Annotated in this window: 11 protein-coding genes; 5 read left to right on the top strand and 6 right to left on the bottom strand. The window is 60.8% G+C overall.

The genetic code is table 11. The features are described from left to right. Window positions 1–85 precede the first annotated feature (85 nt). Both prfC and G5137_RS15275 read left to right on the top strand, forming a co-directional pair. Entirely contained in the window at window positions 86–1,672 is a 1,587-nt protein-coding gene (prfC, locus tag G5137_RS15280; protein ID WP_005340517.1) for a peptide chain release factor 3, read from the top strand. A 57-nt stretch (window positions 1,673–1,729) separates the two neighbouring features. Beyond that, window positions 1,730–2,206, top strand: a complete 477-nt coding sequence (locus G5137_RS15275) for an ASCH domain-containing protein (protein WP_266134772.1) — start codon at window positions 1,730–1,732, stop codon at window positions 2,204–2,206. 43 nt (window positions 2,207–2,249) lie between these two features. On the opposite strand, the gene G5137_RS15270 is transcribed toward G5137_RS15275, so the two are convergent. After that, entirely contained in the window at window positions 2,250–3,164 is a 915-nt protein-coding gene (locus tag G5137_RS15270; protein ID WP_421255631.1) for a bifunctional helix-turn-helix transcriptional regulator/GNAT family N-acetyltransferase, read from the bottom strand. Between the two features lie 139 nt (window positions 3,165–3,303). Next, complete coding sequence (gene mdtH / locus G5137_RS15265; protein WP_421255630.1) at window positions 3,304–4,500, bottom strand: multidrug efflux MFS transporter MdtH; 1,197 nt, start codon at window positions 4,498–4,500, stop codon at window positions 3,304–3,306. A 92-nt stretch (window positions 4,501–4,592) separates the two neighbouring features. On the opposite strand from mdtH, the gene G5137_RS15260 reads away from it, so the two are divergent. Beyond that, entirely contained in the window at window positions 4,593–5,486 is an 894-nt protein-coding gene (locus tag G5137_RS15260; RefSeq protein WP_005349020.1) for a LysR family transcriptional regulator, read from the top strand. Window positions 5,487–5,518: 32 nt separating this feature from the next. On the opposite strand, the gene G5137_RS15255 is transcribed toward G5137_RS15260, so the two are convergent. After that, window positions 5,519–7,294, bottom strand: coding sequence for a M4 family metallopeptidase (locus G5137_RS15255; RefSeq protein ID WP_421255629.1), 1,776 nt, complete (start codon window positions 7,292–7,294; stop codon window positions 5,519–5,521). Window positions 7,295–7,640: 346 nt separating this feature from the next. On the opposite strand from G5137_RS15255, the gene G5137_RS15250 reads away from it, so the two are divergent. Next, a complete protein-coding gene (locus G5137_RS15250) occupies window positions 7,641–8,195 on the top strand; it encodes a GNAT family N-acetyltransferase (protein ID WP_005341258.1) in 555 nt (184 codons plus the stop codon). Continuing rightward, window positions 8,195–8,746 (top strand): ribosomal protein S5-alanine N-acetyltransferase, encoded by a 552-nt coding sequence (rimJ, locus tag G5137_RS15245; RefSeq protein WP_421255628.1) that lies wholly within the window; start codon window positions 8,195–8,197, stop codon window positions 8,744–8,746. The genes G5137_RS15250 and rimJ overlap by 1 nt, the downstream gene beginning before the upstream one ends. A gap of 62 nt (window positions 8,747–8,808) precedes the next feature. Here the strand turns inward: rimJ and G5137_RS15240 are convergent, their stop codons facing one another. The 3 genes from G5137_RS15240 to G5137_RS15230 form a co-directional block, all read right to left on the bottom strand. Continuing rightward, on the bottom strand, window positions 8,809–9,057 hold the full coding sequence (locus G5137_RS15240; protein ID WP_005340533.1) for a hypothetical protein: 249 nt from the start codon (window positions 9,055–9,057) through the stop codon (window positions 8,809–8,811). A 309-nt stretch (window positions 9,058–9,366) separates the two neighbouring features. Continuing rightward, a complete protein-coding gene (locus tag G5137_RS15235; RefSeq protein ID WP_421255627.1) occupies window positions 9,367–10,416 on the bottom strand; it encodes an oxidoreductase in 1,050 nt (349 codons plus the stop codon). A gap of 135 nt (window positions 10,417–10,551) precedes the next feature. Beyond that, window positions 10,552–11,715 carry a multidrug effflux MFS transporter gene (locus G5137_RS15230; RefSeq protein WP_421255626.1) on the bottom strand — a complete coding sequence of 388 codons (1,164 nt, stop codon included), beginning with the start codon at window positions 11,713–11,715 and terminating at the stop codon, window positions 10,552–10,554. Between the last annotated feature and the right edge of the window lie 187 nt (window positions 11,716–11,902).

The raw sequence follows: 11,902 nt of genomic DNA, 5'->3' as shown, positions 1-11,902 counted from the left end.
GTTGCGTATACATGTGCCGTGAGCGGCATTCCGGATTTATTCCCACGGTGGCTGATGCCACCGCTCAATAGAAGAACGTTGAATTATGTCAGCTGAATTTCTGAGTGAAGTCTCCAAGAGACGCACTTTTGCGATCATTTCGCACCCGGATGCGGGTAAAACCACCATCACCGAGAAAGTCCTGCTGTTCGGACAGGCCATTCAGCGCGCCGGTACCGTCAAGGGCCGTGGCTCGGGCCAGCACGCCAAATCCGACTGGATGGAGATGGAGAAGCAGCGTGGTATCTCCATCACCACCTCGGTGATGCAGTTTCCCTATGCCGATTGTCTGGTCAACCTGCTTGACACCCCGGGTCACGAGGACTTCTCCGAAGATACCTACCGTACCCTGACCGCGGTCGACTGCTGCCTGATGGTCATCGATGCCGCCAAGGGTGTTGAAGACCGGACCCGCAAGCTGATGGAAGTCACCCGTCTGCGTGATACCCCCATCCTCACCTTCATGAACAAGCTGGACCGCGAAGTGCGCGATCCGATGGAAGTGATGGATGAAGTAGAGCGCGAGCTGAAGATCATGTGTGCCCCCATCACCTGGCCTATCGGCTGTGGCAAATCCTTCAAGGGTGTCTATCACCTCTACAAGGATGAGACCTATCTCTATCAGAGCGGTCAGGGCCACACCATCCAGGAGAAGCGGGTGGTCAAGGGGCTGAACAACCCGGATCTGGATGCCGCCGTCGGCGAAGATCTGGCCCAGCAGCTGCGTGATGAGCTGGAGCTGGTGCAGGGCGCCTCTCCCGAGTTCGATCACGATGCCTTTATCGCTGGCGAGATGACCCCGGTCTTCTTCGGTACCGCACTGGGTAACTTCGGTGTTGACCACATGCTGGATGGCCTGACTGACTGGGCGCCGTCTCCCATGCCACGCAAGGCCGAGAGCCGCGAAGTGGTGGCGACCGAGGAGAAGTTCTCCGGCTTCGTGTTCAAGATCCAGGCAAACATGGATCCGAAGCACCGCGACCGTATCGCCTTTATGCGTATCGTGTCAGGCACCTATTCCAAGGGCATGAAGATGCGCCACGTGCGTATCGGCAAGGATGTGAACATCTCCGACGCCGTGACCTTTATGGCCGGTGACCGTGAGCAGGCGGAAGACGCCTTCGCCGGTGACATTATCGGTCTGCACAACCACGGTACCATCCAGATCGGCGACACCTTCACCCAGGGTGAGGATCTCAAGTTCACCGGTATCCCGAACTTCGCACCGGAACTGTTCCGCCGCATCCGCCTGCGCGATCCGCTCAAGCAGAAGCAGTTGCTCAAGGGGTTGGTCCAGCTCTCCGAAGAGGGGGCGGTACAGGTGTTCCGTCCGCTGATCAGCAACGATCTCATCGTCGGTGCGGTCGGTGTGCTGCAGTTTGACGTGGTGGTTTCTCGTCTGAAGAGCGAGTACAACGTCGAGGCCATCTACGAGGCGGTCAACGTCTCCACCGCCCGCTGGGTGGAAGGGACCGACGTCAAGAAGTTCGAAGAGTTCAAGCGCAAGAACGAGGTCAACCTGGCCCTCGATGGCGGTGACAACCTCACCTATATCGCACCGACCATGGTCAACCTGCGCCTGGCCCAGGAGCGCCACCCGGACGTCGAGTTCCGCCAGACTCGCGAGCACTGATACTGCTTACCAAATCCCGCCAGATGGCGGGATTTTTTTATGCATCAAGGAGAGGTGATGGTTGAATCGATGAATCCTGCCTGCTCGGCTCTGGCTGAGAGTTATCTGTTATCCCTGCCGGTGGCAGCACGGGCTCGTCATGTCTCAGCGGACTACTTCTGTGCTGATGCACACAATGCCAACCTCTGTGCCGCGCTGGTAGCAGCAGGCCGCAAGCGAGCAACCTGTAGCCTCGCTTACTGGTATCTGGAGAAGGGCGAGCGGATGCCGGAACAGGGGGACCTACTGGTGGTAACCGACTGGAGTGGTCTGCCCAAGGCTCTGGTTGAACTGGTGTCAGTCACCTTGTGTCCATTCGATGAGATTGATGCTGCGTTTGCCGCCGAGGAAGGGGAGGGAGATGGCTCTTTGGCTTGGTGGCACGAGGCGCACAAGGCTTTCTTCGAACGCGAGATGAAGGCGGAAGGGAGAGAATTTGATGAGCACGCCACGCTGGTGCTGGAGCGATTCCGGGTAGTGGCGCTGCCGCAGTAAACGAAGCGGCAAGCAGGGGAGACTCCTGCTTGCCGCTATCACTTTAGAGCGCTAGGTCTAACACCATGCAGATCTCACAATCCCCGTGGCCGGTGCAGCCAAGGGGGCCGGGCAGGTGTTCAAAGCCCAGTGATTCATAGAGGCTGGTGGCTTCGCGCAGTACCTCAGTGGTCTCCAGATAGCAGCGGCGATAGCCCAAACCACGAGCGGCATCCAGTGCCTGCAACACCAGCCGCTTGCCAAGGCCCAGTCCGCGCAGGGCGGGCATAAAGTACATCTTCTGCAGCTCGCAGACTCCCTCTTCTCCCGCCAATGGCGCGATACCACCACCGCCGAGGATGGAACCGTCCGGCCCTTCGATAACCCAGTAGCGGCTCTTCTCCCCCTGATAGCTCTGGGAGAGGGTGTCGAGATTGGGATCCGAGACGCCATACCCCTTGTCTGCGGTGAGACCATATTCGGCCGATACGGCGCGGATCACCAAGGCGATCTGGGCATTGTCCGCCGCCGTGATGGGGCGGATCTGGTAACCCCGCTGGCGACGGGCGCGGGAGAGGGCGCTGCGATAGAGCCGCAGCCCTTGCCACAGCTGCTCCCGCTCGGACAGGCTCAACTGTGCCAGCATCTCTTCCATCGCCCCGTCCATCTCCCGATGCAGCGTCAGCAACATCGCCTGCCCGTCGGCAGTGAGGCGGGCCTCCTTGCTGCGCCCGTCGGATGGGTGCGGGTGCCAGCTGATAAGCTCCCGCTCGGCGAGGCGGGCCAGCGGACGGCTGGCGTTGGATTTGTCAATGTGCAGCTTTTCTGCCAGCTGCTGGTTGGTGGCCGGGGCATTCTCCAGCTCGATCAGCAGGTGAGCCTCGATGGGTGTGAGGGCCAGGTTGCCGCACTGCTGGGAGAGCATGCCGAGTTCGCGAACCAGATCGCGCGACAGGGCGCGCAGGGGACGGGGATCCATGTCGTGGTTTCCTTTTTAGTTGTGCATGACAACTAAAATAACGTAAAAGTTGTAATTCGCAACCTTTTGCTGTGATGGCTTGCAGAATTTGGGGTGAGCGGCAGCCCCGTTGATTGGGCTGCCGCAGGTGGGGCGGTCGTCAGGCGGCTGCTCTGATGGCCAGCTCCGGGCGGCGGGAGAAGCAGCGGGCGAGCAGCAACATGGTGGCGACGCCTATGGTGCCCAGCACCAGCCAGGGGAGGGCAGGTTGTCCCTGTTGCAGCGAGAAGTCATAGAGGGAGCCACCGCCCACGTAGCCGGTCATGCCCCCCAGCGCCAGTCCGAGGCGGCTGAAGCCCATGTAGCTGCCGCGGGCTGTGGGGTTGGCAAGCCGGGTCATCAGGGTCTCCCTGGCCGGTTCACAGATGATGATCCCGAGATAGAAGCAGGCCAGCAGTACGAAGATGCCGGAGAGGGTGCTGACAAAGGCGACCAGCCCGATCCCCACCGTCATCAGCAGGATACCTGCCATCAGTCGGCTCTCCAGCCGATAGCGCCGCTCGCTAAAACGGGCGATAGGGTAGAGCAGCGCCAGTGACAGCGCCGTTTCCAGGCTGTACATCCAGCCCACTGCCGTGGTGGTGCCGGAGAGCTGCTTGACCAGAATAGGGAAAATCAGCATCACCTGTACCCACAGCATGTAGTAGCCGCTTAAGATCAGCACCAGCCGACAGAAGGCGCGATCCGCCAGCACCTGCCCCAACCCTTCCCGCATCGGAGTCGGTTTGACCGAGAGGCGGTAGGCGGGCAGCAGGGTCCAGTTGCAGAGAGCCGCCAGGGTGAAGAGCCCGGCACCCAGCAGGCAGACGTAGGTGAAGTCAAAGCGCAGCAGCCAGCTGCCGAGCAGGGCACCGGTGACGGCGCCTGCGCTCTCCAGCATCATCAGCAGGGAGATAAAGCGGCCCCGCTCATGGGGACGGGTAAATTTGATCACCAGTGCGGCCCGGGGCGGGTCGAACAGGCAGCCGCCCAGACCTGAGAGGAAGCAGGAGAAAATCAGCATGGTGCCACTGTCGGCCCAGGCCAGGGTGGCAAAGCCGACGGCGCGCAACAGCATGCCGGTGACGATGAGCGGGCGGGCGCCAAAACGGTCGGCCAGCGAGCCGCCAAAGATCCCCAGCCCCTGCTGGGTCAGCTGGCGCAGGCCGAGGGCCAGCCCCACCAGACCGGCCGCCCAGCCGAGTTGATCGACGAAGCGCAGGCTGATCATCGGCATCACCACAAAGAAACCCAGGATCACCAGTGTGGTATCCAGCGCCAGAAACCAGCGTCCCCAAAACCTCGCCCTATCGACCATAACGCCCTCTCATTCACAGATATCTTCATTCTGGAGAGGGTTTAGATATAGTGGTAGACGACAACTACCTATATTTCATATCAGGATTATTTATGTCTATGGATCTGGACGATCTGCAACTGCTGCTGGATGTGGCCGAGCTGGGCAGCTTCAGTCAGGCGGCGGCCATTCGTGGCTGGTCACAGCCGCTGGTGAGCCAGCGGATTGCCCAGCTGGAGGAGAGCCTCGGGGCGCCGCTGTTTCAGCGTCATCGACGCGGGGTGACGCCGACCCGTGCCTGCGAGGAGTTTCTGCCATCGGCCCGCTCTGCGCTGGCGATCCTGAGCGAAGGGCGGCTGGCACTGCAGGGGGCACCGGCGCTGCCTTGTATCCGTCTCTCCAGCCTGCCCTCCCTCACTTCGGTGGTGTTTGGCTCGCTATTGATGGAGCTGGTGGATGAGCCGTTCGAGATCCGCTGCACCACGGATCACTCCGGCGAGATCATGCAGTCGCTGCTGACCGGCGAGGCCGATATCGGCTTTGTGCTCAAGCGCCCGCCGGTTGCTGGCCTCCAGATGGAGCTGCTCTGCTGCTCCCCCATTATCGCTATCGCCTCGCCACTGCATCCGCTGGCCGGTTGTCACGGCCTCACCCTGGAGGATATTGCCGACCAGCGTTTGGCGCCTCAGGTATGGGGGCCGGGGTGTGACGTCTTTATCCAGCAGTTGCGGCGGCTGCGGCGGGCCGCCAGCCCCCTGCATGCGGTGCAACCCGCCAGTGCAGCGCGGGATCTGGCGCTGGAACACGGATTTATCACCCTGATGCCGGAGCTGGCTATCAAGCGGGATCTGGAGGTGGGGCGGTTGGTCAGGCTCGATGTGCGCAATCTGCCGCAGGAGCATTGGGATGTGATGATGGCGTGGCGCGGTGGCAAGCGGCCCAACCCGGCTCGGGAAACCGTGTTGGCCACCGCCCGCACGTTGGCGAAACGGTGGCGCAATGAGTAGAACGATGCGGGACAAGACCCGCATCGGGTGGATCAGTAGCTGGCCTTGAGGGTCACGCCACTGAACGCTGCAAACCCTGACAGCTGCACATGCCAGGTGCCCGCCTTGGGATTGGTGAACGAGCAGCTTTCGTTATTGCCCCCCTTGTAAGGACGGCAGTCGTAACTGCTGCTGGTGGGGGCGCTGCCAAAGCGGACGTAGAGGTCGGCATCTCCGGTGCCACCACTGCTGCTGATCTGCAGCGACCTGGTGCCCGCCGGTACGTTCAGGGTGTAGTTGAGCTTGCCACCCTTGCTGGCGGCGAGGTTGCTCACCGGCACGCCGTTTTGCAGCACGTTGTCGCTCGGTGGCGGCGTGCTGCCGCAGCTGGCATCGACCCCGACGGTCTGGAAGGCCCGTGCCACATCCGCCTGACTGTAACCCAGATCGGCGGTCGCCCGGCTGACGCCGCAGGCCCCTTGCTGATAGTTGGTGCTGGCGCCCCAGTAGAGGCGGTTGGCCAGCAAGAAGACTTCAAATGCCTTGCGGGTGTTCCAGCCACTGCTGGTGGCGAGCAGGTAGAAGGCGCGGTTATAGACCCCGGAGCTGTGGTGTACATCCATCCCCTCCTGATAATCCGCGGCATGGCCGATGGAGCTGCCATCCCGGGTCGGATCCTCGAAGTAGCGCAGGGAGCCGTTGCCCTTGAAGATCTGGGCACCGACCAGCCAGTCGTTGCTCCCCTTCATGTAGAACTCGGCCGCTTCCCCCGCCATATCGGAGAAGGCCTCGTTGATGCCGCCGGATTGTCCTGAATAGATCAGCCCGGAGTTCTGCTCGGTAAAGCCGTGGCTCACCTCGTGGGCCGCCACATCGAGGCTCACCAGCGGGTGGAAGGTGGTGGCGCCGTCACCGAAGGTCATCTGGCTGCCATCCCAGAAGGCGTTCTCGTAATTCTTGCTGTAGTGAACCCGCATCTTCAGCTTGAAGGTCAATGGCGCCGTGTTGTACCAGTTGCGGTACATGTCGAACACCACGTTGCCGAAGTAGTGGGCGTCGTTGAGGGGCGAGTAGGCGCCGTTGATCTCCTTGACCCGGTTCTCCGGGCAGGTGAACTGGTGGATGGTGCCGCCAGAGGTGGCGTGGTTGAGGTTGATGGTATCGACGTTGGGGCTGGTCATCCGGCAGTTGTCATCCACGATGAGCGGGCCAAAATCGGTGCCGTAGACGTATTTGCCGGTCTTGATGTTGCCCCCCGGGCCGGTCGCATCCTTGTGGTTGATCCCCTCCCAGCGTTTGAGCTCCTCACCGCTCTGGGCATCAAGAATGACGAAGGGGCGGCTGGGCTTGTCACCTTCGGCGATGAAGGAGACCTGATAAACCAGCCGGGCCAGCCCGTTCTCATCCTGCATCACGTAGAGTTTGACCTGCTCGTTGCTCCCCTTGCTGCCCGCCTTGGCCTTGCTGGCGGCATCCTGTGGCGAGAGGGTGGCGACCGGGCTTGCCACATCCTGATCGATCTGGCGCAGCATGCGCCCGCTGGCCTGTTGCAGCTGGCCGTTCAGGCTCTTGTCAGCCACCACCACCTGACCCATTACCGGGATGCCGTTCCAGACCTGCTCGTAGCGGATCCGCTGCTGGCCGTTGGGCAGCTGTACCACCCGTACCTGACGAAACTCGCCATCTTCCAGTTGCAAGGTAGCACTCGCGGCACTGAGGCCGGTTATGGCCCGGATGCCGTTTGTCGTTACGTTGATCTCTACCTCTTGCGCCGCCAGTGCGGCGCTTCCCCAGCAAGCCAGCGCAACGGCCAGATAAATTTTATTCATCTCTTCTTTCCTTAAATCGATGAGGTTGATAAACCGACCGAAGGTCGGGCGTTTTGAAGCTAGTGCCGGTGGGGGAAAGTACCCCCTGTCAAAAGTGACAGAGCAGCACAAAGGGGTAGCAGGATCTGCCAAAGTGCCGTTTGTGGGCATTCGTCGGCGCCATGTGGAGAGCATTATCCGGTTTCAGACACCCACCCTCCTCTTTTGAGGGAGGAGAGTACGTGCGCTGTCACCCTCTGCGAAGCCTGCCGGATGAGGGCCGTAAAAGTGGCTGGCGCGGCCAGTGGCGATTGGCTACATTGGGTGCTGGTTTTCGATTTGATCACTGATTTGAAAGGAGAATCCCATGTTTTCATGGCAGTTGGACGACGAGCTTGCGCTGCTCTTCTTGCAGCCCGATATGGCGAGCGAACTGTTTGCCCTCTGCAATGACAACCGGGAGTACCTCTCCCAGTGGCTGCCCTGGCCGCCACTGATCCAGCGCCCCGTTGACAGCGCCCTCTTCATTCGCAGTGCCATCGAGAAGTTCGCCCGGGGCGAGGGGCTCACCACCGCCATCGAGTATCAGGGTGAGGTGGTGGGGGTCATAGGTTACAACAGCATCGATCACGACCTTGGCAAGGTGGTCATCGGCTACTGGCTGGCGGAGCGCTGGCAGGGCAACGGTATCATCACCCGTGCCTGTCAGGCCCTGATCCACCACGCCTTCGAGGAGATGGGGATGGAGAAGGTGGAGATCAGCGCCGCCACCGATAACGAGCCCAGCAGAGCCGTCTGTGAACGGCTCGGGATGCAGCAAGAGGGGGTGACCCGGCGCGCAGAGCGGCTGGGCAACCGGATTGTGGACCATGCCCACTACAGCTTGCTGCGCGATGAGTGGCTAAGACAGCGAGAGTCCTGATGGCGCTGCCACATATCAAGACGGCCCGCACCCACCTGACCATACTGTCGCCGGATCGGGCCCCCATGATGCTCGACTTCTACCGGCGCAACCGCGCCCATCTCGCCCACTGGGAGCCGCTGCGCGACGAGCACTTTTACACCCTCTCTTACTGGCATGCCCGGCTGCAGGACAGCTACAGCCAGTTCTTCAACGGCACCGGCGTCAATCTGGTGGCCCTCGATCCGGCTGGCGAGCGGGTGATCGCCACCTGCAACTTCAGCAATATCCTGATGGGGGTCTTCAAGGCGTGTCATCTGGGCTATGCCATCGACCAGCAGCATCAGGGGCAGGGGGTGATGAGAGAGGTGCTGTCAGCCGCCATTGACTACCTGTTTCGCGAGCACGATCTGCATCGCATCATGGCTTGCTATATGCCTGCCAATCAGCGCAGTGGCGCCTTGCTGGAGCGGCTTGGTTTCGAGCGGGAGGGATTCGCGCGGGCATATCTGATGATCAATGGCCGCTGGGAGGATCACATCCTCACCTCGCTGATTAATCCGGCCTCCTGAACGACAGATAAAAAAACGGGCCCGAAGTTGCCTTCGGACCCGTCTTCGAATGAGGTGCAGGCTTAGTTGGCCTTGGCATCGCTCACTGCAGCTTCAACCTTGGTAGCGGCTTCGGTAGCAGCTTTTTCTACGGTTGCAGTCGCTTCGGAGGTGGCCTTCTCTACGGTAGAGGTGGCTTCGCTAGCGGCTTTTTCTACAGTGGCAGCAACTTCGGCGGCCGGAGCAGCAGCAGGAGCGGCAGCTTTTTCTTCTTTCTGACCGCAAGCAGTCAACATCAGACCCAGGATACCGGCTACCAGTACTTTGTTCATGTGCATTCCCTCAAATAAATATGGAGAGATGGTCTGTGCAACCATCACAGCGCCCACCGTTGCCCGGTATTGAAACAAGAAGCCGGGAGGCAGCAGGCGGGCGCAATATAGCCCCATTAGTTACCGATGAAAACGGATATCACAATGACATTTTTTCGTGCCGTGGATAAAAAGCTCCACTGCAACGACTGATATCAATACAAGATGCCGTTAAATGGTGCTAATTGCACAATAAAACACCACTTTGTTGCCATCTTGTGGAGGTTTGACAAGGTCAAGGTTGGTCAAGCGCGGCCGATGACCCGCACCTTAGTCAGACAGCTTCTGACAGGGCAGCCGTTTTCCCTCAAGGTGGCTCTGACGGGCCAGATCCAGCAGCGCCATCACCGCCAGCGCTTCACTTGCTGGCACCGGGTTGCTCCCTTCGCCCTTGATGGCGGCGCAGATACCGCGATAGTAGGCGCCATAATCCCCCGCCTCACCCACCACGCTCTGCTGCTGTAACTGACCATCGACAATGCGGCTGAGCTGACCGGGTTCGCTATCCATGCCCCAATCAGCTGCTGGTGGCCGCAAGCCCTGCTTGAGCTGATCTTCCTGCACATCCATACCGAATTTCACGAACGATCCCTGGCTGCCGTGAATGACAAAGCGCGGCATGGTGGCCGAGACCAGACAGCTGCCATGCAGAATAACCCGCAGAGCACCGTAACCCAGCACCACATGGAAGTAGTCGTCCGCCAGTGCGCCGGGGCGTTGCTCGGCCAGATCGGCCTGCAGCCAGTCCGGCTGGCCGAACAGCTGCAGCGCCTGATCCAGTACATGGGGGCCGAGATCGAACCAGAGGCCGGAACCCGGGCCACCTGCTTCGCGCCAGCGCTGGCGCACTTCGGGGCGATAGCGATCGAAATGGGATTCGAACTGGACGATCTGCCCCAGCGTCCCTTCGGCAATCAAACGGCACACGGTAAGGAAATCCCCGTCCCAACGGCGGTTGTGGAAGATACTGAGCAGCCGCTGCTGCTTTTCGGCCAGTTCGACCAGCGCTTGCGCTTCGGCCAGATCCAGTGCAAAGGGCTTGTCGATCACCACATGTTTGCCTGCCAGTAGCGCCTGGCGGGCGAGGGGAGCGTGGGTGTCGTTGGGGGTGGCGATCACCACCAGATCGACGGTCTCATCGCTCAGTACCTCCTCCAGTGAACCGACCCGGCAACCGGGCAGATCGGCCTGCACCTTGGCAGCATCGCTGCTGACTATCCAGCTCAGGGACAAGCCCGGCGTGGTGGAGAGGAAGGGGGCGTGAAAGGTCTTGCCTGCAAAGCCATAGCCCACCAGGGCTGCGTTGAGAGTGTGGCTCATCGGGAGTTCTCCGCTGACATCGAGTGAGTGGGGTTGCCATCGCCGGCTCTCTGCCGGATGGCCATTCGTTGTAAAGGCGATACAAACGAGAAGGGGGCCGATGGCCCCCTGAGTGTGCCCATCAGAGCACAGGATTTATTGCAAACACAAGCGTCGGCCGTGCCGGGTCATCAGCATCACCAGAGGCGGCAGCAGTAGCCACATATGCAGTGCCAGCTGGCTGAGCGGGTCGTGCATCAGGGCGCCGGTCAGACCAACCAGGGCGCCGGAGCCGCTCATCTGGAACAGGCCGAGCAGGGCCGCTGCGGTACCGGCGCAGTGGCCGAATGGTGCCAGCGCCATGCCGGCGGCAGCGCCCAGAATCATGGCAAAGCCGATGCTGGAGAGGAACACCGGCCCCATCATCGCCAGCGGATGCTCGATGTGCATGGCCAAAGTCAGGATGATAGCCGAGAGCATCAACACCAGCAGGCCGATGCGCAGGGTGCGTCTTGGCCCCACCTTGGCGATAAAGCGCGGCGCCATGAAGCAGGCCAGAATGTTGAGCGCGGCGTTGGCGGTAAACCAGTAGCTAAAGCCGCTCATATCCAGCCCCAGTTTTACCATCAGCTGCACCGGTGCGGCGGTGACATAAGCGAGGATCACCGCCATCGCCAGCATGCACAGCGCCGCGTTGAACAAAAAGCTTGGGGAGCGCAGCACCGGGCTGTAGCGAGACCAGCTGATGAGGGCCCCTTCGCTGCGGGTCTCCTCCGGGCGGGTCTCCGGCATCCGCCACAGCAGCCAGCTGCCGACGATGAGCGCATAACCGGCCATAAACCAGAAGTTGGCAGACCAGCCCGCCTTGGCAGTGAGCCAGCCACCGAGCAGGGGCGCCAGCGCCGGAATAAAGCAGATGGCGCCATTGAGGTAGGAGATCATCTGGCCGCTCTTTTTCGGGCCATAGCTGTCACGCACCACCGAGAAGGCGGCGACCGAAGTAGCGCAGGCGCCGAAGCCCTGCAGCACTCGCGCCAGCATCAATTCGCCGAGGCTGGCGGCAAAACCGGCCCCCAGCGCGCTCAGGCCATAGAGCAGCACGCCGCCCAGCGCGATGGGCTTGCGACCGTAGCGATCGGCCAGCGGGCCAACAAGCAGTTGCCCCAGTCCCATGCTGAACAGGAACCAGGTGATGGTGCCCTGCATCAGAGTTACTTCGGCGCCCAGCTGCTCGGCCATCTGCGGAATGGCGGGCAGGTAGATGTCGATAGCCAGCGGACTGAACAGCACCAGTAGTACGAGCAAAAGTATCAATGGCATCTGTCACCTCTTTAGTCAGCCAGGTTAATGAATTGGGGCGCGAGTCTACTGACTCACAGTAATGAATAGAAATGGTATTTAATCACTTTGGTTATTCCATTATGGAAACATGTATTAAAAAGCTGGTTATTCGATGGCGGCAAATCCCCCGTAACCCCATCACAGCGGGTGTAATTGACGCTTTTAC

This window comes from Aeromonas sp. 600282, from assembly GCF_049175755.1.
GTDB classification, from domain to species: Bacteria; Pseudomonadota; Gammaproteobacteria; order Enterobacterales; family Aeromonadaceae; genus Aeromonas; species Aeromonas veronii_A.
Note: the sequence above shows the minus strand (reverse complement) of the source record. Positions and strands in the feature narration are given on the sequence as shown.